The organism is Pseudomonas sp. PA-1-6B, assembly GCF_021609545.1.
GTDB lineage: Bacteria > Pseudomonadota > Gammaproteobacteria > Pseudomonadales > Pseudomonadaceae > Aquipseudomonas > Aquipseudomonas fluorescens_BV.
Window position 1 is genome coordinate 1 of the sequence record NZ_WJZM01000028.1, and the last position, 19,764, is coordinate 19,764.

A 19,764-nucleotide genomic window follows, 5' to 3' on the forward strand; every position below is an offset into this window, starting at 1 on the left:
TCGGCTGACAAAGACTGATTGATCGTCGTATGCTTTTTCATGGGCTCGCCCTCGCTGTCGTTGGCTTCTATAAGAATGCCACCGTGGCGCATAGACGCCTCGGCTTGGGCGAGTCCATCTAATTACAGTGGGCAGCAGCGTTCAGGAATCGCGACGCAGGTCCGGCGGGATCGGCAAATCCTTGAGCGGATCAGGCCGCTTGCCCTTGCCGGCGCGGTATTGGCGGATCTGGTAAACGTAGGCCAGTACCTGTGCAACGGCCAGGTACAAGCCGGCCGGGATTTCCTGGTCCAGATCGGTGGAGTAGAAAATCGAGCGCGCCAATGCTGGCGACTCCAACAACAGAATGTCGTTGGCCACGGCGATTTCGCGGATTTTCAACGCGGTAAAGTCGCTGCCCTTGGCCAGCAGCATCGGCGCGCCGCCCTTTTCGGGATCGTACTTGAGGGCCACGGCGTAGTGCGTCGGGTTGGTGATGATCACGTCGGCGTCGGGCACCGAGGCCATCATCTTGCGCTGTGACATTTCCCGCTGCAGTTGGCGGATGCGTTGCTTGACCTCGGGGCGGCCTTCCTGGTCCTTGTGCTCGTCGCGCACTTCCTGCTTGGTCATCAGCAGTTTCTTGTGGCTTTCCCACAACTGAATCGGCGCATCCACGGCGGCGATCAGGATCAGCCCGAGGGCCATCCACAGTGCGCTCCAGCCCACCACCTGCACGCTGTGGATGATCGCCGACTCCAGCGGCTCATGGGCGATGCGCAGCAAGTCGTCGATGTCGGATGACAACACCGCCAACGCCACGAACAGAATCAGGAAAAACTTGGCCAGGGCCTTGAGCAATTCAATCAGGGCCTTGGCAGAGAACATGCGCTTGAGCCCCGCGCCCGGGTTCATGCGGCTGAACTTGGGCGCCATGCTGCCCGCGGCAAACAACCAGCCACCAAGGGCGACCGGGCCGATCAGCGCGGCCAGCAGCAAGGTGATCAAGATCGGTTGCACCGCCAACAGGGCGATTTTGCCCGAGTGCAGCAGGTACTGGGCCATGGCATCGGGGTTGAGCAGCACCTCGCGGGGCAAGCTGAAGTTGTGTTTCATCATCTCCAGCAAGTCCAGCGCCAGGCCCCCGCCGTAGATCAGCAAGGCGCCTGCGCCGGCGATCATGGTGGCGAAGGTGTTGAGCTCTTTGGAGCGGGCGATCTCGCCCTTCTCCCTGGAGTCCTTTTTACGTTTCTCCGTGGGGTCTTCTGTTTTGTCCTGACCACTCTCGCTCTCGGCCATGGCTCAGCGCGCCCGTGCCAGGTCACGTAAGAACTGCAAGGCATCGGTGGCCAGCGGTTGATACTGATTGAGAATGTCAGCCAGGCCGACCCAGAAAATCCCCATACCCAGCACCAGGGTGAGCGGGAAACCAATCGAGAAGATGTTCAGTTGCGGCGCCGCGCGAGTCATCACGCCGAACGCGATGTTGACCACCAGCAGCGCCGTGATCGCCGGCAGCACCAGCAACAGCGAAGCCCCCAGCACCCAGCCGAGGCGCCCCACCAGCTCCCAGAAATGGTTGACCACCAACCCCGAGCCCACCGGCAAGGTGGTGAAGCTCTCGGTCAACACTTCGAATGCCACCAGGTGACCGTTCATGGCCAGGAATAGCAAGGTCACCAGCATGGTCAGAAACTGCCCGATCACCGCCGCCGACACCCCGTTGGTGGGGTCGACCATGGACGCGAAGCCCATGCCCATCTGGATCGAGATGATTTGCCCGGCCACCACAAAGGCCTGGAAAAACAGGGTCAGGGAAAACCCCAGCATGGCACCGATCAGAATCTGTTCGGCAATCAGCAGCAAGGCGCTCAGGTCGAGGGCGTTCACCGGCGGCATCGGCGGTAGGCCAGGCACGATTACCACGGTGATCGCCACCGCGAAATACAGGCGCACACGACGCGGAACCAGGGTGGTGCCGAACACCGGCATGGCCATCAGCATGGCCGTGACGCGAAACAGCGGCAGGATGAACGAGGCCACCCAGGTACTGATCTGGGTGTCGGTCAAGGCCAGCAAGGATTGCATCGGCTCAGCCGATCAACTGCGGAATACTGCCGTACAACTGCAGGATGTATTCCATGAAGGTTTGCACCAGCCACGGGCCGGCGACAATCAGGGTCACCAGCATCACCAGCAGGCGCGGCAGGAAGCTCAAGGTCTGCTCGTTGATCTGGGTGGCAGCCTGGAACATCGCCACCAGCAGGCCCACCAACAGGCTCGGCACCACCAGCACGGCGACCATCAGGGTGGTCAGCCACAGCGCTTCGCGGAACAGGTCGACGGCGACTTCTGGCGTCATAGCGCTATACCCCTCCGAAACTGCCGGCCAGGGTGCCAATAATCAGCGCCCAACCGTCCACCAGCACAAACAGCATGATCTTGAACGGCAACGAGATGATCAGCGGCGACAGCATCATCATACCCATGGCCATCAACACGCTCGCCACCACCAGGTCGATGATCAGGAACGGGATGAAGATCATGAAGCCGATCTGGAACGCGGTCTTCAATTCGGAGGTGACGAACGCCGGTACCAGGATGGTCAGCGGTGCCTGGTCCGGGGTGGCGATGTCGGTGCGCTTGGACAGGCGCATGAACAGCTCAAGGTCGCTGGAGCGGGTTTGCGACAGCATGAAGTCCTTGATCGGGCCCTGGGCCTTGTCGATGGCATCCTGGGCCGTGAGCTTTTCCGCCAGATAAGGTTGCAGGGCTTGCTGGTTCACCTTGTCGAACACTGGCGCCATGATGAACAGCGTCAAAAACAGCGCCATGCCGGTGAGGATCTGGTTCGACGGCGTCTGCTGCAGGCCCAGGGCCTGGCGCAGGATCGAGAAGACGATGATGATCCGCGTAAAGCTGGTCATCAGCATGACGAACGCCGGGATAAAACTCAGCGCCGTCATGATCAGCAGGATCTGCAGGCTGACCGAATATTCCTGGGCGCCCGCCGCGTTGGTGCCCAGGGTGATCGCCGGGATCGACAACGGGTCGGCGCCCAGGGCCATCGGCGCGGCCAGCAACAGCATGAGCGTCAACAAAACGCGCATTACTTCTTATCCTTCTGATCCTTGCCCAGCAACTCCATCAGGCGCTGGGCGAATTCTGGCGTGGCGGCTTCGGTCTTGACCGCGTCCACCGGGGTCTTGAGTACATGCAGCGGGGTGATGCGGCCGGGAGTGATGCCGAGCAGGATCTGCTCTTCGCCTACTTGCACCAGCACCAGCCGATCACGCGGGCCGAGGGCGCGCGAGCCCACCAGCTCGATCACCTGGCCGTTGCCCGGGCCGATGCGCTGCACGCGGCGCATCAACCAGGCCAGCAGGAAGATCAGGCCGATCACCAACAACAGGCCCAGCACCAGTTGCGTCAACTGCCCGCCGACGCTGCCGACCGCTGGCGCCGCAGCCACCTGCGCCACCGGCTCAGCCGCCAGGGCGCTCAATGGCAGCGCCAGCAACAGTCCCGCCATCGAGTACTTCATCTCAGCGCAACTTCTTGATGCGTTCGCTCGGGCTGATCACGTCGGTCAGGCGGATGCCGAACTTCTCGTTGACCACCACCACCTCGCCATGGGCAATCAGGGTGCCGTTGACCAGCACGTCCAATGGCTCGCCGGCCAGGCGGTCCAGTTCGATCACCGAGCCCTGGTTGAGCTGCAACAGGTTGCGGATGTTGATTTCGGTGCTGCCCACTTCCATGGAAATCGACACCGGGATGTCGAGGATCACATCCAGGTTCGGGCCATCGAGGCTCACCGGGTCGTTGTTCTTCGGCACGCTGCCGAATTCTTCCATGGCCAGGCGGTTGCCGGCCGGCGCGGTGGCGGCGTCGGCGGCCAGCAGCGCGTCGATGTCGTCCTGGCCAACATCGCCGGTTTCTTCCAGGGCCGCAGCCCACTCGTCAGCCAGGGCCTGGTCTTCGGCGGAAGTGTTTTCGTGTTCGGTAGCCATTACATGTCCTCGGCGCAGCAAACAATCATGAATTGGGGTTGAATCAGCGGCGGTTGATCGGCTCAACCACTTGCAGCGCCAGGTTGCCCTTGTGGGAACCGAGCTTGACCTTGAATGACGGCACGCCGTTGGCGCGCATGATCAACTCTTCCGGCAAGTCGACGGGGATGATGTCCCCAGGCGCCATGTGCAAAATATCCCGCAGGCGCAACTGGCGGCGGGCCACGGTGGCGCTCAGCGGCACGTCGACGTCCAGCAGGTCTTCGCGCAGGGCCTTGACCCAGCGTTCGTCCTGGTCGTCGAGGTCGGACTGGAAGCCGGCGTCGAGCATTTCGCGCACCGGTTCGATCATCGAGTAAGGCATGGTCACGTGCAGGTCGCCGCCACCGCCATCGAGTTCGATGTGGAAGGTCGACACCACAATGGCCTCGCTGGGGCCGACGATGTTGGCCATGGCCGGGTTCACTTCCGAGTTGATGTACTCGAAATTGACTTCCATGATCGCCTGCCAGGCTTCCTTCAAGTCGATGAAGGCCTGCTCCAGCACCATGCGTACCACCCGCAGTTCGGTGGGGGTGAATTCACGCCCTTCGATCTTGGCGTGACGGCCGTCGCCACCGAAGAAGTTGTCCACCAGCTTGAACACCAGCTTGGCGTCGAGGATGAACAGCGCGGTACCGCGCAACGGCTTGATCTTGACCAGGTTGAGGCTGGTGGGCACGTACAGCGAGTGCACGTATTCACCGAACTTCATCACCTGCACGCCGCCCACGGCCACGTCCGCCGAGCGGCGCAGCATGTTGAACATGCTGATGCGGGTGTAGCGGGCAAAGCGTTCGTTGATCATCTCCAGGGTCGGCATGCGTCCCCGCACGATGCGATCCTGGCTGGTCAGGTCATAACTTTTGACGCTGCCGGGTTCGGCAGCCATTTCGGTCTGTACCAGACCATCGTCCACGCCATGCAACAGCGCGTCGATTTCATCCTGGGACAGCAGGTCTTGCACGGCCATGTCGTGATCCTACTGCAATACGAAGTTAGTGAAGAGCGCCTGCTCGACCACGACTTTGCCGAGTTCTTTCTGGGCCACTTCCTGCACGCTTGCAGTGACCTTCTGGCGCAGCATTTCCTGGCCGACTGGCGTGGCCAGGCTGTCGAAGCTCTGCCCGGAGAACAGCATCACCAGGTTGTTGCGGATCACCGGCATATGCACCTTGAGGGCATCCAGGTCCGCCTGGTTGCGCGCCAGCAAGGTGATGCTCACCTGCAGGTAGCGTTGACGACCATTCTGGTTGTAGTTGGCGACAAAGGCCGGAAGCATCTGCTCGAAGATTGCCGGTTGCTTGACGTTGGTGGCGGTTTCGGCGGTGGGCGCCGGTTTGCTCGCACTGCTGTGCATGATGTACCAGGTGCCGCCCACCGAGGCACCGATCGCCAGGAGCAGGCCCAGCACAATCAACAGGATCAGCTTGAGCTTGCGTTTGCCTGCGGGGGGAGTTGCTGCGTCGTCGCTCTTCGCCATGCCAATAATCCGTCACTATTCGGGGATTCGTAGATCTATGGCTAGGCAAGAGCAAGTGTTATGCCAGAGTTGTCTTAGGCGAAGACAACCTAAATCAAATGTGGGAGCTGGCTTGCCTGCGATGGCGGTGGGTCAGTGCACATGTGTGTCACTGATCCACCGCCATCGCAGGCAAGCCAGCTCCCACACTGACCGGGTTTGAGCAGGAAGTCAGGCGTAGTAGTCGACCGCGCTGGAGCCGATCACGCTCTGGCTCACGGGCGCTGCCACTTCGGCCACATCCACAGGGCCACCGGCGTCGCCGCTGTCAGCGCGCCTGCCGCTGCTACTGACGCCTCGCGCCTGGCTCTGCTGTTGCTGCTGGTCCTGGCCCCGCGACTGGTCGGAGACATTCACATCCACCTGCCCCATGCCCTGCTGGGCAAACATCTCGCGCAAACGGCCAGACTGGCTTTCCAGCGCTTCACGCACCACCGCATGGCCGCTCATGAAGTTGACCTGGGCCTGCTGGTCCGCCGTCATGTTGACCTTGATGTCCAGGCGCCCCAGCTCAGCGGGCTGCAACTGGATCTCAGCCGACTTGAGGTTGGCGCTGGACAGGTACATTACGCGGTTGACCACCTCCTCGGTCCAGCCGCTCTGGTGCATGGCCAGGGGCGCATTGGGGACGGGCGCCAAGGCATTCGCGGTTTTCGGCGTGGCCGCCTGGGTCAGCGCCGCCAGGCGGTTGGCGAAATCATCCACACGGGTGTCGCTGCTGGCGTTCTTGAGGTCCTTGAGGCCGTCATCGATCAGCGCGCCGAAGGCCTTGTCGCCTCCCTGGTCGGTGCTGTCCTTGGTGGCTTGCTGGTCGACCATGTTGGCTAGGCCGGCGGCAAAGCTCTGCGCGGCGGTCGGCTGGTCCTGAGTGGTGGGCGCGGCTTTCTGCGGCGCCTGGCTGCTGGCCGAGACATGACCGCCCTGCTCCATCGCCAGGCGCACGGCCGGCATCGAATCCAGCGGGTCGGCCTCAGGGTCGAAGGCCGGCTGCTTGGGCTCCTCGGTTACCGCGATGAGCGGCTGGGCGTTGTCATCTGCGGCCGTGACGGCAGGCGCTTGTACCGGCACAGGGACCGCCACAGGCGTCACGGTGGCAACCAGCGCCGGGTCGGCAACCGGTTGCAGTGCCAGGGACGGGTCGGCAGGTGGCTCGCCTTCACTGTCAGCGTGGTCGTCGCTCTTGGCCGGCTTGGCAGGCAAGGGATTGCCGCTATCGGCAACCGCTGGCGCGCTGGCGGCAGGTTTATCGTCGCCGGCGGCCGGTTTGGCGCTGACATCAGAAGCCTTGTCGCGCACCGGTTTGGCTGGCGCGTCGTCGCTCTTGGCCAGCGGCTTGGCAGCTTGCTTGGCAAACACTTGAGCGAAGCCAGCGCCCTTGTCCCGCGGAACCGCAGGCGCTACCGCAGGCGTGGCGGCCGGCGCTTGAGGCTTGGCCGCAGTGGCAGCCTGAAGAAGCGAATTGGGGACGACTGGCATAAGTTAGGGTCTCCACTGCATGGGGTCGGGGATGCAGTCTATGGAGGTAGAGCAAGAGTCGGGCCAAGTCAGGCCGATAAAATATCAAACCCCAGAAAACCGCTCCCGCTCATGCTCATACAGTGGGCGAACCAGCGCAAACTCACGATCAATCTGATCCACTAAAGGCCCCAAGTCCGAAGCTGGCTTGATGGACTCGGTCTCCAACCGCTCACACAACGTCGCCAACCGCACCGCTCCCAGGTTGCCACTGCTGCCCTTGAAGCTGTGCGCAATGCGCCCCAACGTCTTGGCGTCGTTGCGCGCCTTGCGCAACGCTTGCACGCGCTCTTCAGAATCATGCAGAAAGGTGTCCAGCAGCGTGGGGTATTCGCTTTCCATGACTTCCTGCAAACCCGACAACACCTCGGGGTCCATATGAATCTCAGCCACTTGCTCGCTCCTTGATCAAGAATCGGCGGATTATGCCAGAGCCTCCCAGCAAAACTCCACGCAGACACTGCGACCGCCATCGGACCAGCGTACCGCGTTGCTCAACTGACGCACCAGGCTCAGGCCCCGGCCAGACAGACGGTCTATGTCCACGGGGCGTGCCAGCTCCTGCTCCACATCAAAGCCCTGCCCGCTGTCTTCGAGGCGCACGCTCAGTTTGCCGCCCCTGTCGGTGGGCACCACCTGCATATGCAGGCGCACATAGCCGCTGTCCAACTGCGCCAGGCGCTCATGGCGCTGGCGATAATACTGCGCAAACCCCTGGGCATCGCGCTTGAGCCGTGAGTCCAGGCCCAGTACGCCATGCTCCAGCGCGTTGGAATACAACTCGGCCATCACACTGTAAAGCGCCCCGCTCTGCTCACGCAGGCCGTGGATCTCCAACAGCAGTTGCAGCAGGTACGGCAGCGGGTTGTAGGTCCTGAGCGTCTGGGCGCGGAATTCGAAACTCACCGACCAATCCAGCGGGCACGACTGGCCGCTGTCGGCATACATCGGCTCGGCCGCCCGCAAGGGTTGGCCCGCCTGCAACGTGATCTCGACCATGCTGACGTCATCGCGCGCCTGGCCGCGAAAGGCCGCCAGGGCCTGCTCGATATCCTCGAACAGGCGGTCGGGCTCGCGGTTGGCGGCGAACACCTGCTGCAAGCGCTCGGCACCGAACAGTTGATCGTTGGCGTCAGCGGTGTCCAGCACACCGTCGGAGAGCAGGAATACCCGGTCGCCCAACGCCATGGGCCAGACCTCGGTGCTGTCATCGAACGCCTCTGCCGACAACACCCCCAAGGGCAGGTGCCGCGACATCAACGGCGTGCGCCTGCCCGTGGCGATTTCGTGCACGTAGCCTTCAGGCATGCCGCCGCTCCACACCTCCACCGCACGCCGCTGGGCGCTCAGGCACAGCAAGGTGGCACAGCAGAACATGTCTACCGGCAGGATGCGCTTGAGCTTGGCGTTCATTTCACGCAGGGTCTGCGTGAGGCCGTAGCCCTTGGCGGTCATGCCGTAGAACACCTCGGCCAGGGGCATGGCACCGATGGCGGCCGGCAAGCCATGGCCAGTGAAATCCCCTAGTAGCACGTGCATATCGCCGGACGGTGTGTAGGCCGCCAGCAACAGGTCACCGTTGAACAACGCATAAGGCGATTGCAGGTAGCGGATATTCGGCGCGGCGTTGATGCAACCGGAATGGGCGACCTTGTCGAACACCGCCTTGGCCGCCCGCTGCTCATGCATCAGGTGTTCGTGATGCCTGGCGATCAGGTCACGCTGTTGCAAAACCGTGGCTTGCAGGCGGCGCAGGCGGTCCATGGCGTTGATCTTGGCCGCCAGGATCAAGGGGTTATAGGGTTTGGGCAGAAAGTCATCGCCGCCGGCGTCCAGGCACTGGGCCAGGGCTTCGCTTTCGCGCAGCGACGTAAGGAAGATGATCGGTACCAGCGCCTCCCCCGCCAGTTGCTTGATCTGCCGCGCGGCTTCAAAGCCATCCATGACCGGCATCAGTGCGTCCATCAACACCAGTTGCGGACGCTCGCGGGCAAACACCTCAATCGCTTCGGCGCCATTGCTGACAGTCAGCACCTGATGGCCCTGGCGGCGGATGATGCTCGCCAGCAACAGGCGGTCGGCGGCGCTGTCTTCGGCGATCAGGATGGTCAGCGCCTCCAGGACAGGGGCCAAGGCGCTCAATTGATATCGAACAGTTTGTCGAAGTTGGAGATGGCGAGGATCTTGCGCACGTCGGAGTTGCTGTTCGTCACGCGGACCTCGGCGTCATCGCCGCCGGCATGATCCCGTAGCAACAGCAGCATGCCGAGGGCTGAACTGTCCATGTAGGTGGCATCCTTGAGGTCGACGATGTAGGTCTCGGGGACCTTGTAGAAACGCTCGTAGGCTTCCCGAAACGCCTGGTGGCTGCCGAAATCGAACCGGCCCTTGATTGCGATCGTCAACTTTTTCCCGTCCAGGGATACTTCTGACTCGACTGACATGTGACTGCTTCCTTGTCATTGCACTAGACACAAGGTGTAGCAGTTGAACCGCATCTGAGCAACACAGCTCCCACATTGGATTTGTGGTGCCGGTTAGAACTGTTCTGGGCGGGGAAGGCGTTGGGACAACTCATCGAGCAGTTTTTGCTCGCGCTTGTCTTCGATGGCTCGCGCTTCGTCGATGTAGCGCTGCACCAGCTTGCGCAGCCCCTCGACCCGGGCAAACGCCTGTTGCCAGGCCTCGCGGGCTTTGTCGAGGTTGGCCTCGTGCCAGGCCAGGCTCTGGCGTTGCTGGCCGACGGCAGTTTCAAGCTGATTGAGAAAGCCCTGGTACCCCATCAGCCACTGGCCGGAAACACCCTGGCTGCCGCGCTCGATCCACTGTTGTTGGTACTCGCCACGAAAACGCTCCAGGTCGCCCAGCTTGCTTTGGGCCAACCGCACCTGGCCCTGGAAGTAACCCAGGCGCTGTACGGCGGCTTTCTCGGCCTTTTCGGCCATGTCTACCACCGGGGCCAGGCGTGCTGCGCGGCTGTTGGCCATGGCTTAGCCGCCCGGCGCCGGGGCGAAGATGGACTGCAAGTGCGACTGGCTCTCGCCCATGGTGATCTTGTCGTTGAGACCCTGGCGCAGGTAGGTCACCAGTTGCGGCTGCAAGGCGATGGCCAGGTCGGTGTCGCGGTCGCCACCGGCCACATAGGCGCCGACGCTGATCAGGTCACGGCTTTGCTGGTAACGCGACCACAGCTGCTTGAACTGCTGGGCACGGGCCATATGCTCCGGCGTGACCACCGCCGGCATCACCCGGCTGATGGACGCTTCGATATCGATGGCTGGGTAATGCCCCTCTTCCGCCAGGCGCCGCGACAGCACGATGTGGCCGTCGAGCACGCCCCGGGCCGAGTCGGCAATCGGGTCCTGTTGGTCGTCGCCTTCAGACAACACGGTGTAGAACGCGGTGATCGAGCCACCGCCGGCTTCGGCATTACCGGCACGCTCTACCAGCTTGGGCAGCTTGGCAAATACCGACGGGGGGTAACCCTTGGTCGCGGGCGGCTCACCGATGGCCAGGGCGATCTCGCGCTGGGCCTGGGCGAAACGCGTGAGCGAGTCCATCAGCAACAGGACGTTTTTGCCCTTGTCGCGGAAATATTCGGCGATGCGCGTGCAGTACATCGCCGCACGCAAGCGCATCAGCGGTGCATCGTCTGCCGGAGAAGCGACGACAACGGAACGCTTGAGCCCTTCTTCACCGAGGCTGTGCTCGATGAACTCCTTCACTTCGCGGCCCCGCTCACCGATCAGCCCCACCACGATGATGTCGGCCTCGGTAAAGCGCGTCATCATGCCCAGCAACACCGACTTACCCACGCCGGTACCGGCGAACAGGCCCAGGCGCTGGCCGCGACCGACCGTCAATAAACCGTTGATGCTGCGAATGCCCACGTCCAGCGGCACGCTGATGGGGTTGCGCTTGAGCGGGTTGATGGTGGGGCCGTCCATCGGCACCCAGTCTTCGGCCTTCATGCCGCCCTTGCCGTCCAGCGCACGGCCGGCACCGTCGAGTACGCGGCCCAGCATGCTCATGCCCATGGGCAGGCGGCCAGTGTCGGCCAGCGGCACCACGCGGGCGCCGGGAGCGATACCCGCCAGGCTGCCCACCGGCATCAGAAAAATCTTGCTGCCGGAAAAACCCATCACCTCGGCTTCGACCTGCACCGGGTGGTAGCTGTCGTCGTTGATCACCAGGCAGCGGCTGCCCATGGCGGCGCGCAGGCCCTCGGCTTCAAGGGTCAGGCCGACCATGCGCAACAAGCGTCCTTCAAGGATCGGCTGGCCGGGCAACTCGGTGGCCTCGGCGTAGCTGCCCAGGCGCTTGGCGAAGCTGGTGCGATCAAGGCGCATCGGTGGCGTCCAGGTCAACGCTCAGGTCAGGCTCGGCGGGATGCAGGGCCTGTTCATGCAGTTGATCAAACAACTTGGCCATGATCTGGCTGATACGGGTTTCCACTGTCGCGTCAATGCGGCTGTGTTCGGTCTCGACGCGGCAGCCACCCGGCTGCAACGAAGCGTCTTCGACGATGCGCCAGGTTTCTTCATGACGCTCGCGCAGGGCTTTGACCTGTTCGAAATCCTGCGGGTTGATGTACAGCCGCACATTGCCGACGCCCAGGGGCAGCAGCTTGAGGGCTTCGCGCATCACGCCTTCGATCTGGCTGGAATCGAGCACCAGTTCGCGCTGGATCACCTGGCGAGCAATGTGCTGCACCAGGCCAACCATGGATTTTTCCAGCTGCGAGTCCTGTTCGGCGATAGGGTCGAACAAGTTGCCCATCAGGCGCTCCAGGCTACCCAACTTGGTGGCCAGCGCCACCTCGGCCTCCTGGCGAACCTTGAGGGTGGTGCTGCGAAAGCCGTCTTTTTCCCCCGCCGCAAAGCCTTCGTTGTAGGCCTCCTGGCGAATGGTTTCCAACTCTTCGAGGGTCAGTGGCTGGACTTCATCCAGTGGCACTTCTTCCATCTCTGCCGGAGGTTCTTCAACCGGTTCAGGCTCGGGCTCCGGCACATGGGGGTCGAAGCTGGGCAGCGACCAGATGTCGAAGCCGCCGACATCCCGCGCGCGAATCAGATCGCTGGGCGCCTCATCTTTATTCGACATGCAAGGCGCCTTAGATCATTTCTTCGCCGCCCTTCCCGCCGAGAACGATTTCTCCGGCTTCGGCCATACGGCGGGCAATGGTGAGGATTTCTTTCTGAGCGGTTTCCACGTCGCTGACGCGCACCGGGCCCTTGGCTTCCAGGTCGTCGCGCAACAGCTCCGAGGCGCGCTTGGACATGTTCTTGAAGATCTTTTCTTTGACGTTTTCGTCCGAGCCCTTGAGCGCCAGCACCAGCACGTCCGAGGACACTTCGCGCAGCAGCGCCTGGATGCCACGGTCGTCGACATCGGCCAGGTTGTTGAACACGAACATCAGGTCTTCGATCTGGCCGGACAGGGTGTCGTCGATCTCGCGGATCGAGTCCATCAACTGGCCTTCGACCGAGCTGTCGAGGAAGTTCATGATGTCGGCTGCGCGCTTGATGCCACCCAGGGTGGTGCGCGAGGCGTTGGAATTGCCGGAGAACTGCTTCTCCAGAATCGTGTTGAGCTCCTTGAGCGCCGCCGGTTGCACAGTGTTCAGCGACGACACACGCAGGATGATGTCCAGGCGCACTTTATGGTCGAAGTGGCCAAGCACTTCGCCGGCCTGGTCGGGGTCCAGGTAGGCCACCACGATCGCCTGAATCTGCGGGTGCTCGTAGCGGATCACGTCGGCCACCGCACGCGGCTCCATCCACTTGAGGCTATCCAGGCCGCTGGTGTTGCCACCCAGCAGGATGCGGTCGATCAGGCCGTTGGCCTTGTCTTCGCCCAGGGCCGAGGTGAGCATCTTGCGAATGTAGCTGTCGGAGCCGACGCCCAGGCTGGTCTGGTCGCCGACGATCTCGACGAACTCGCTCATCACCTGCTCGACTTGCTCACGGTGCACATTGCGCATCTGCGCCATGGCCACGCCCACTCGCTGGACCTCTTTAGGGCCCATGTGGCGCAGCACTTGGGCAGCGTCGGTTTCACCCAGGGACAGCAGCAGCACGGCGGCTTTGTCGACCCGGGACAGCTTGGCCACAGCGGCTCGATCATTCATCTGCGTTAATCCACTCTTTCACGACCTGAGCCACACGGCCCGGGTCTTCTGCCACCAGACTCTTGATTGCGTTCAACTGAGCGTCATAGCCTTCGCTCGGGCTTGGCAACAGGATGCTTTGCGGGCCGCCGAGGCTGACGCGGTCGTTGGCCAGTTCGCCGTCCAGGCCGCCCATGCCACCCAACTCGACGTCGCCACCGGCCAGTGCCAGTTGCTTCTTGCCGCCGCCGGTGATGTTGTTGAGCACCGGGCGCAATACGCCGAACACCAACACCAGGATGAACAGCACCCCCAGCACTTGCTTGACGATGTCCCAGAACCACGGCTGGGTGTAGAACGCCGGGTCGGCGATCACTTCACCGCGCTCGGCGGAGAACGGCATGTTGATCACGCTGACGCTGTCGCCACGGCTGGCGTCGAAGCCAACAGCGTCCTGCACCAGACGAGTGAAGCGCGCCAGTTCGTCAGCCGTCCACGGCGCACGGGTCACCGCGCCGTCCGCAGGGTTGACCTTGACCTGGTCATCGACCACCACCGACACCGACAGGCGATTGATCTTGCCCTGTTGCTGCTTGGTGTGGCTGATGGAACGGTCGAGTTCGAAGTTCTTGGTGGACTGGTTACGCTTGTCCGCAGGGTATGGCGCAAGCATCGGCTGGCCGGTGGCCGGGTCCATGATCTGCTGGCCGTTGGCGTCCAACAGCGGCTGGCCAGGCTGGATCGCGCCAGCCGTGGCGGCGGCGCCACCAGTGGTTTGCGGTGCCGAGGCCGGCGCGGGTGGCTGGTTGCTCAGGGCGCCTGGTACACCTTGGGGGCCATTGCTGGCGGTGCGTTGTTCGCTGGTGGACTGCTCGCTGCGCAGGGCCGGCTGGTCCGGGTTGAACTGTTCGGAGGTGGACTCGACGGCGCTGAAGTCCACGTCGGCCGACACTTCAGCCTTGTAGCGGTCGTTGCCCAGTACCGGTTGCAGAATGTTATGCACGCGCTGGGTGAGCATGCTTTCCATGCGGCGGCTGTAGTCGAACTGCTTGCCGGCCTGGGTCAGCGCGGAGTTTTCGGCCATGTCGGACAGCAGGTTGCCCTTCTGGTCCACCACGGTGATTTGCGACTTGCTCAATTCGGGAACACTGGTTGCCACCAGGTTGACGATCGCCAGTACCTGGCCAGGCTCCAGGGAGCGGCCAGCAAACAGCTCGACCAAGACCGAGGCGCTGGGCTTGCGTTCGTCACGCACGAACACCGAGCTTTTCGGAATCGCCAGGTGCACACGGGCGGCCTTGACGTTATTGAGGCTGGAAATGGTGCGCGCCAGTTCGCCTTCCAGGCCACGACGATAGCGGGTGGCTTCCATGAACTGGCTGGTGCCCAGGCCCTGGTCTTTGTCGAGGATTTCAAAACCGATATTACTGTCGGACGGCGCCACGCCAGCGGCGGCCAGTTTCATCCGGGCGCGGGCTACGTCATCCGCCTTGACCAGCAAGGCGCCGGAGTTGGGCTCCACGGTGTAGGCGATGTCGGCGGCGGCGAGGGTTTCCATGATCTGCTTGGAATCCATGCCCGACAGGCTGCCGTAAAGGGGGCGGTAATCGGGTTGCTGCGACCACAGCACCACGGCAAAACCAATCGCCACGCTGGCGGCCAGGCCCACCATCAGGCCCACCTGACGCAGCATGGTCATTTCCGAGAGGTTTTCCAGGAACGACAGGCCAAACAACGGCGGTTTGCCGTCGGCCTTGGCGGGGAGGTTGTCGGAGACTGCTTCAGCCATGACTTAAATCTCGTCCTTAAACCGGCATCTGCATGATGTCTTGATACGCCTGAACCAGCTTGTTACGCACTTGGGTCAAGGCCTGGAAGGACACACTGGCCTTTTGCGAGGCGACCATCACATCGGTGAGGTCCACGCCGCTTTTACCGATCTCGAAGGCCGTCGCCAACTGGCTGGACGCCTGCTGGGTATCGCTGACTTTATTGATTGCCTGACCGAGCATGTCGGCAAAATTGCTTTGGCCCAATTCCGGCGCTGGCGCGACGGATTTCGGTTGAGCCATGGCATCCATTTGCATGGCGCGCATATCCAACATCAACCGATTGAACTCAATACCCTGGCTCATGACCTTCTCTCTCCGACGACCCGCAATTTTTTGACACTACGCAGCGGTTACTAGGGGTGGTAGCAACAAGGGTGCCAGCTCTGGAGCAACTCGTAAGAAAAGGCGACAAAGCTTGTCGAACTTGTTACCGGTCATGTGGCGAAAAGATACGCTTCCACATCCATACCGGCGTCGCGCATCTGCGCCAGCTTGTAGCGCAAGGTACGCGGGCTGATGCCCAGGCGCTCGGCCGCTTCTTTGCGGCGGCCACGTTCGGCGCGCAGGGTGTCGATGATCATCTGGAATTCACGGCGGCGCAGGTCATCGCCCAGGGCACCGGCTGATTCCGTCTCGGCGACCACTGGAGCCGGGGCCAGGCTCGGCAACGGCGCAGCGCCATTGCCCATGGCCAGGCAGAAATCCTGGGGCTGGATCAAGCCGCCCTGCTGCAAAATCAGCGCACGCTGGATCGCGTTGTCCAGCTCGCGCACGTTGCCCGGCCATGGGTAACTGACCAGGCAGGCCTGGGCCTCGGGCGATAAACGCGCCTGGGCATGCTTCATTTTTTTGACGTGGTTGTTGAGCAGGCGCTCGGCCAGGGGAATGATATCCGCCGGGCGCTCACGCAATGGGCGCCAGGCCAGCGGGAACACCGACAACCGGTAGAACAGGTCTTCCCGGAAGCGCCCCGCCGCCACTTCGCCCGCGAGGTCGCGGTTGGTGGTGGCAACCACGCGGATATCCAACTGGATCGGCTTGCGTGCGCCCACCCGCTCCACTTCACGCTCCTGCAATACCCGCAGCAACTTGGCTTGCAGGCCCAGGGGCATTTCCGAGATTTCGTCGAGCAGAATGGTGCCGCCGTCGGCTTGTTCGAACTTGCCGGCCTGGGCCGCGATGGCGCCGGTGAACGAGCCCTTTTCATGGCCAAACAAGGTGGCTTCCAGCATGTTGTCGGGGATCGCCGCGCAGTTGATCGCAATGAACGGTTGTTTGGCACGGCCCGATTGCTGGTGGATATAACGCGCCAGCACTTCTTTACCGGTGCCGGACTCGCCGGAAATCAGCACAGTGGAATCACTGCGCGCCACCCGCGCCGCCAGTTCAAGCAACTGCGCGCTGGCCGGTTCAAAGGCAATCGGGCCATCGCCGTCGGCTGCGGGCATCACGCCCAGGGCATGCCGGGCGACCAGTTCGATCAACGCCTTGGGCTCGAACGGCTTGACCAGGTAATCCGCCGCGCCCTGACGCATGGCATCCACCGCCCGCTCCACCGCGCCATGGGCGGTCATCAGCAGCACCGGCAGCTGCGGCTGGCGCACCCGCAGCAGGCCGAGCAATTGGTGGCCGTCCATGCCGGGCATGTTGACGTCGCTGACCACCAGGCTGAAGGTTTCCTGCTCGACCGCCTCCAAGGCTTCCTCGGCAGAGCCGACCGCACGGTAGTCATGGCCCGCCAACAGCAGCGTGTCAGCCAATGCTTCACGCAGGGCGCGATCGTCTTCCACCAATAAAACCTTGATAGCCATCATCCTCTTACTCCGCGCTTGCCGCGCTGGAAAACAGCGGCAAGGTCATCAATGCACAGGTGCCACGCCCCAGGCGCGAACGCAGTTGCAATTGTCCCTGATGGGCACGGGCCACTGCCTTGACCACGGTCAGGCCCAGGCCAGTGCCGTTGGTCTTGGTGGTAAAAAACGGCTCGCCCAGGCGCTGCAGCACCTGCGGGGCGATACCGCTGCCGCTGTCGCTGACGCACAGGCGCAGGGTGTGCCCGCGGGTATACAGGTGCACTTTCAGGCGCGCCCCGGGGCCACTGGCCTGGGTGGCGTTTTCGATCAGGTTGAGCAGCGCACCCACCAGGGTGTCGCGGTTGCACAGCAATTCGCCCTGGTGGCTGTCGCACTGCCAGCGCAGGTTGGCCTCCTGTACATGGGTCGCCGCTGCCGCTTGCAGCGACTGCATCAAACCGGCAGGGGTAACGCGATCGGTCAGCGGCAGTTCGCCGCGGGCAAATACCAGCATGTCACGTACTTGGTGTTCCAACTCATGCAGGCGCTCCTTGAGGCGCCCGGCAAAGCGTTGGTGGGTGGCCGCTGGTAATTGCTCGTCAGTCAAATGGCTGGCGTAGATCAATGCCGCCGACAACGGCGTACGAATCTGATGCGCCAAGGAAGCGACCATCCGCCCCAGCGACGACAGCCGCTCATGGCGAGCCAACTGATCTTGCAGGTGCCGGGTTTCTGTCAGGTCATTGAGCAGCACAAGCTGGCCCGGCTCGGCGTCCAGGGAACGGGTCGCAATGGACAGCCGGCGCCCGTCCTTGAGGGAGACTTCGTGGCCGTCGTCTTCACGGGGGGCAAAACAGCGGGTGATGACTTCACGCCACAGCTCGCCTTCCAACGGCAGGCCGAGCAGGTCGCAGGCTGCCGGGTTGGCTTCGCGTACGCGGCCCTGGTCGTCGATGACGATCACGCCACCGGGCAACAGGTCCAGCAGGTTTTGCAGGCGGTTGGCCAGGCGTTCTTTCTCGGCCAGCTCTTGCATGCGCTGGGCGCTGACCACCGCCAGTTCGCCTTTAAGCTCGGAAACCCGGGCTTCAAGCAGGCTGTAGGAGTCGGTCAGCTGGTTCGACATCTGGTTGAACTGCGAGAGCGCGTGCTCCAGGCCCTGGCGGGTCGGCGGTTCTACAGGCGACACCAGCCCCTGGATGGCAGGGGCCGAAGATAGTTGGGCGGCGTGGGGCATGATGCTCTCTCGCTTGGCTGACCGTCAGTTAAACGGAACGTTGCGAGGGCTGTAGCAATACCCGTGCCGAAAAAAAACTACCTATAAATCAGGTAGTTGAAAAACAGGCGTCAATCATCCGCCTGTTCATCACCTTCTTTACGGCTCATCCCGTACTTGCGCATCTTCTCCACCAGGGTGGTGCGACGGATACGCAGGCGCTCGGCGGCCCGGGCGACGATGCCGTTGGCATCATCCAGCGCCTGTTGGATCAGGCCTTGTTCCAGGTTGCCGAGGTAGTCCTTGAGATCCAGGCCTTCGGGCGGCAACATCGCGCTAGCGCCGAAGTCTGGAGTATGGCCGTTGATTGCCACGCGCTCTTCCATGTCACTGCGCAGGCTGTCCATCTGCTCGTCCTCGTCGTCGACGTAGCGGAATTTCTTCGGCAACTCGACCACGCCGATCACCCCGTACGGATGCATGATCGCCATGCGCTCCACCAGGTTGGCCAGCTCGCGGACGTTGCCCGGCCAGCCGTGGCGGCACAGGGACATGATTGCCGCGGAGTTGAAACGAATGGAGCCGCGCTTCTCGTGCTCCATGCGCGAGATCAGTTCATTCATCAGCAACGGGATGTCTTCCACGCGCTCGCGCAGCGGGGCCATCTCGATGGGGAATACGTTGAGGCGGTAGTACAGGTCTTCGCGGAAGCTGCCGACCTCGATCATGCTTTCGAGGTTCTTGTGGGTGGCGGCAATGATGCGCACGTCCACGCTCTGGGTCTTGTTGCTGCCCACGCGCTCGAAGGTGCGTTCCTGCAATACGCGCAGCAGCTTGACCTGCATCGGCAACGGCATGTCGCCGATTTCGTCGAGGAACAGGGTGCCGCCATTGGCCAGCTCAAAGCGCCCGGCACGGCTGGTGATCGCCCCGGTAAAGGCGCCCTTCTCGTGGCCGAACAATTCGCTTTCCAGCAGCTCGGCCGGGATCGCCCCGCAGTTGACCGGCACAAAGGGCCCGTCGCGACGCTTGGAGTGATAGTGCAGGTTGCGCGCGACCACTTCCTTGCCGGTGCCCGACTCGCCGAGGATCAGCACGCTGGCGTCGGTGTCGGCCACTTGCTGCATCATCTGGCGCACGTGCTGGATGGCGCGGCTGGTGCCGACGAGGCTGCGGAACAGGTTGGGTTCACGGTGACGGCCGCGCTCGCGGGCCTGGTCGTACATCTCGCGATAGACCTGGGCACGGTGCAGGGAGTCGAGCAATTTGCTGTAGCTGGGCGGCATTTCCAGGTTGGATAGCACGCGGCGGCGCTGGTCTTCCGGCAGGTCCACGGAAGAAATATCGCCCATTAGCAACACTGGAAGGAACTCATCCCAGGTAGACAGTGTCTTTAACAGGCCCAGAACTGCGCCAGGAGCGTTTACCGTCCCGATCAATACACAAATGACTTCACGGCTCGACGACAACGAGCTGACCGCCTGCTGCCAATCGTGGCTGCCGCAGGGCAAATTTTCTTCACCAAGAAAATTTAAAATCACCGCTAAATCGCGGCGGCGGACGCTATCGTCATCGATCAGCAGAATTTTGGTTTCACGCCACATGCAATAGCAACTTCCCTAGTAAAACTTCCTGCCCCGGAATGAGGGCAATCTAGACGTCTGTAAGATTTGTTACCTACTAGACGTCTGAAATCTGAAAACAGCACTAGTTAAGTCAAAAATGCTGGCACAGTCAAATATATGA

Annotated in this window: 21 protein-coding genes; all 21 read right to left on the reverse strand. The window is 62.4% G+C overall.

Annotated features, from left to right (window positions below; genetic code table 11):
* Positions 1-141: 141 nt before the first annotated feature.
* The 21 genes from flhB to GIV35_RS14885 all read right to left on the reverse strand — a co-directional run bounded on the left by flhB (position 142) and on the right by GIV35_RS14885 (position 19,622).
* On the reverse strand, positions 142-1,278 hold the full coding sequence (gene flhB / locus GIV35_RS14785; RefSeq protein WP_019818363.1) for a flagellar biosynthesis protein FlhB: 1,137 nt from the start codon (positions 1,276-1,278) through the stop codon (positions 142-144).
* 3 nt (positions 1,279-1,281) lie between these two features.
* Positions 1,282-2,067: a flagellar biosynthetic protein FliR gene (fliR, locus tag GIV35_RS14790; protein ID WP_205548422.1), complete on the reverse strand. Its 786-nt coding sequence runs from the start codon at positions 2,065-2,067 to the stop codon at positions 1,282-1,284.
* 4 nt (positions 2,068-2,071) lie between these two features.
* Positions 2,072-2,341 (reverse strand): flagellar biosynthesis protein FliQ, encoded by a 270-nt coding sequence (gene fliQ, locus GIV35_RS14795; RefSeq protein ID WP_003192936.1) that lies wholly within the window; start codon positions 2,339-2,341, stop codon positions 2,072-2,074.
* A 4-nt stretch (positions 2,342-2,345) separates the two neighbouring features.
* Positions 2,346-3,089, reverse strand: a complete 744-nt coding sequence (gene fliP / locus GIV35_RS14800; protein ID WP_003192937.1) for a flagellar type III secretion system pore protein FliP — start codon at positions 3,087-3,089, stop codon at positions 2,346-2,348.
* Positions 3,089-3,523, reverse strand: coding sequence for a flagellar biosynthetic protein FliO (fliO, locus tag GIV35_RS14805; protein ID WP_034126791.1), 435 nt, complete (start codon positions 3,521-3,523; stop codon positions 3,089-3,091). The genes fliP and fliO overlap by 1 nt, the downstream gene beginning before the upstream one ends.
* Before the next feature lies 1 nt (position 3,524).
* Entirely contained in the window at positions 3,525-3,992 is a 468-nt protein-coding gene (gene fliN, locus GIV35_RS14810) for a flagellar motor switch protein FliN (RefSeq protein ID WP_003192941.1), read from the reverse strand.
* A gap of 43 nt (positions 3,993-4,035) precedes the next feature.
* Positions 4,036-5,004 (reverse strand): flagellar motor switch protein FliM, encoded by a 969-nt coding sequence (gene fliM / locus GIV35_RS14815; RefSeq protein WP_014719344.1) that lies wholly within the window; start codon positions 5,002-5,004, stop codon positions 4,036-4,038.
* A 9-nt stretch (positions 5,005-5,013) separates the two neighbouring features.
* Positions 5,014-5,514: a flagellar basal body-associated protein FliL gene (gene fliL / locus GIV35_RS14820; protein ID WP_223023163.1), complete on the reverse strand. Its 501-nt coding sequence runs from the start codon at positions 5,512-5,514 to the stop codon at positions 5,014-5,016.
* A 210-nt stretch (positions 5,515-5,724) separates the two neighbouring features.
* On the reverse strand, positions 5,725-7,029 hold the full coding sequence (locus tag GIV35_RS14825) for a flagellar hook-length control protein FliK (RefSeq protein ID WP_236265038.1): 1,305 nt from the start codon (positions 7,027-7,029) through the stop codon (positions 5,725-5,727).
* Positions 7,030-7,113: 84 nt separating this feature from the next.
* Positions 7,114-7,461: an Hpt domain-containing protein gene (locus GIV35_RS14830; RefSeq protein ID WP_105227610.1), complete on the reverse strand. Its 348-nt coding sequence runs from the start codon at positions 7,459-7,461 to the stop codon at positions 7,114-7,116.
* A 30-nt stretch (positions 7,462-7,491) separates the two neighbouring features.
* On the reverse strand, positions 7,492-9,210 hold the full coding sequence (locus GIV35_RS14835; RefSeq protein ID WP_236265040.1) for a fused response regulator/phosphatase: 1,719 nt from the start codon (positions 9,208-9,210) through the stop codon (positions 7,492-7,494).
* Positions 9,207-9,512, reverse strand: coding sequence for an STAS domain-containing protein (locus GIV35_RS14840; RefSeq protein WP_105227614.1), 306 nt, complete (start codon positions 9,510-9,512; stop codon positions 9,207-9,209). Before GIV35_RS14840 ends, GIV35_RS14835 begins: the two co-directional genes overlap by 4 nt.
* 93 nt (positions 9,513-9,605) lie before the next feature.
* A complete protein-coding gene (gene fliJ, locus GIV35_RS14845) occupies positions 9,606-10,055 on the reverse strand; it encodes a flagellar export protein FliJ (RefSeq protein ID WP_003192954.1) in 450 nt (149 codons plus the stop codon).
* Positions 10,056-10,058: 3 nt separating this feature from the next.
* On the reverse strand, positions 10,059-11,417 hold the full coding sequence (gene fliI / locus GIV35_RS14850; protein ID WP_003192955.1) for a flagellar protein export ATPase FliI: 1,359 nt from the start codon (positions 11,415-11,417) through the stop codon (positions 10,059-10,061).
* Complete coding sequence (gene fliH, locus GIV35_RS14855; RefSeq protein WP_236265042.1) at positions 11,407-12,171, reverse strand: flagellar assembly protein FliH; 765 nt, start codon at positions 12,169-12,171, stop codon at positions 11,407-11,409. Before fliH ends, fliI begins: the two co-directional genes overlap by 11 nt.
* A gap of 10 nt (positions 12,172-12,181) precedes the next feature.
* A complete protein-coding gene (fliG, locus tag GIV35_RS14860; protein WP_003192957.1) occupies positions 12,182-13,198 on the reverse strand; it encodes a flagellar motor switch protein FliG in 1,017 nt (338 codons plus the stop codon).
* Complete coding sequence (fliF, locus tag GIV35_RS14865; protein WP_014719351.1) at positions 13,191-14,966, reverse strand: flagellar basal-body MS-ring/collar protein FliF; 1,776 nt, start codon at positions 14,964-14,966, stop codon at positions 13,191-13,193. Before fliF ends, fliG begins: the two co-directional genes overlap by 8 nt.
* A 16-nt stretch (positions 14,967-14,982) precedes the next feature.
* Positions 14,983-15,312 carry a flagellar hook-basal body complex protein FliE gene (gene fliE / locus GIV35_RS14870; RefSeq protein WP_003192959.1) on the reverse strand — a complete coding sequence of 110 codons (330 nt, stop codon included), beginning with the start codon at positions 15,310-15,312 and terminating at the stop codon, positions 14,983-14,985.
* 131 nt (positions 15,313-15,443) lie between these two features.
* Positions 15,444-16,820 carry a sigma-54-dependent transcriptional regulator gene (locus GIV35_RS14875; RefSeq protein ID WP_105229173.1) on the reverse strand — a complete coding sequence of 459 codons (1,377 nt, stop codon included), beginning with the start codon at positions 16,818-16,820 and terminating at the stop codon, positions 15,444-15,446.
* Between the two features lie 7 nt (positions 16,821-16,827).
* A complete protein-coding gene (locus GIV35_RS14880) occupies positions 16,828-18,039 on the reverse strand; it encodes a sensor histidine kinase (RefSeq protein ID WP_233475077.1) in 1,212 nt (403 codons plus the stop codon).
* 110 nt (positions 18,040-18,149) lie between these two features.
* On the reverse strand, positions 18,150-19,622 hold the full coding sequence (locus GIV35_RS14885; RefSeq protein WP_034126784.1) for a sigma-54 dependent transcriptional regulator: 1,473 nt from the start codon (positions 19,620-19,622) through the stop codon (positions 18,150-18,152).
* Positions 19,623-19,764: the final 142 nt, after the last annotated feature.

What these genes read in the sequence shown, in the direction of transcription:
- flhB (WP_019818363.1), bottom strand. Translation starts at nt 1,278, where the DNA reads ATGGCCGAGAGCGAGAGTGGTCAGGACAAAACAGAAGACCCCACGGAG.
- fliR (WP_205548422.1), bottom strand. Translation starts at nt 2,067, where the DNA reads ATGCAATCCTTGCTGGCCTTGACCGACACCCAGATCAGTACCTGGGTG.
- fliQ (WP_003192936.1), bottom strand. Translation starts at nt 2,341, where the DNA reads ATGACGCCAGAAGTCGCCGTCGACCTGTTCCGCGAAGCGCTGTGGCTG.
- fliP (WP_003192937.1), bottom strand. Translation starts at nt 3,089, where the DNA reads ATGCGCGTTTTGTTGACGCTCATGCTGTTGCTGGCCGCGCCGATGGCC.
- fliO (WP_034126791.1), bottom strand. Translation starts at nt 3,523, where the DNA reads ATGAAGTACTCGATGGCGGGACTGTTGCTGGCGCTGCCATTGAGCGCC.
- fliN (WP_003192941.1), bottom strand. Translation starts at nt 3,992, where the DNA reads ATGGCTACCGAACACGAAAACACTTCCGCCGAAGACCAGGCCCTGGCT.
- fliM (WP_014719344.1), bottom strand. Translation starts at nt 5,004, where the DNA reads ATGGCCGTGCAAGACCTGCTGTCCCAGGATGAAATCGACGCGCTGTTG.
- fliL (WP_223023163.1), bottom strand. Translation starts at nt 5,514, where the DNA reads ATGGCGAAGAGCGACGACGCAGCAACTCCCCCCGCAGGCAAACGCAAG.
- GIV35_RS14825 (WP_236265038.1), bottom strand. Translation starts at nt 7,029, where the DNA reads ATGCCAGTCGTCCCCAATTCGCTTCTTCAGGCTGCCACTGCGGCCAAG.
- GIV35_RS14840 (WP_105227614.1), bottom strand. Translation starts at nt 9,512, where the DNA reads ATGTCAGTCGAGTCAGAAGTATCCCTGGACGGGAAAAAGTTGACGATC.
- fliJ (WP_003192954.1), bottom strand. Translation starts at nt 10,055, where the DNA reads ATGGCCAACAGCCGCGCAGCACGCCTGGCCCCGGTGGTAGACATGGCC.
- fliI (WP_003192955.1), bottom strand. Translation starts at nt 11,417, where the DNA reads ATGCGCCTTGATCGCACCAGCTTCGCCAAGCGCCTGGGCAGCTACGCC.
- fliH (WP_236265042.1), bottom strand. Translation starts at nt 12,171, where the DNA reads ATGTCGAATAAAGATGAGGCGCCCAGCGATCTGATTCGCGCGCGGGAT.
- fliG (WP_003192957.1), bottom strand. Translation starts at nt 13,198, where the DNA reads ATGAATGATCGAGCCGCTGTGGCCAAGCTGTCCCGGGTCGACAAAGCC.
- fliF (WP_014719351.1), bottom strand. Translation starts at nt 14,966, where the DNA reads ATGGCTGAAGCAGTCTCCGACAACCTCCCCGCCAAGGCCGACGGCAAA.
- fliE (WP_003192959.1), bottom strand. Translation starts at nt 15,312, where the DNA reads ATGAGCCAGGGTATTGAGTTCAATCGGTTGATGTTGGATATGCGCGCC.
- GIV35_RS14875 (WP_105229173.1), bottom strand. Translation starts at nt 16,820, where the DNA reads ATGGCTATCAAGGTTTTATTGGTGGAAGACGATCGCGCCCTGCGTGAA.
- GIV35_RS14880 (WP_233475077.1), bottom strand. Translation starts at nt 18,039, where the DNA reads ATGCCCCACGCCGCCCAACTATCTTCGGCCCCTGCCATCCAGGGGCTG.
- GIV35_RS14885 (WP_034126784.1), bottom strand. Translation starts at nt 19,622, where the DNA reads ATGTGGCGTGAAACCAAAATTCTGCTGATCGATGACGATAGCGTCCGC.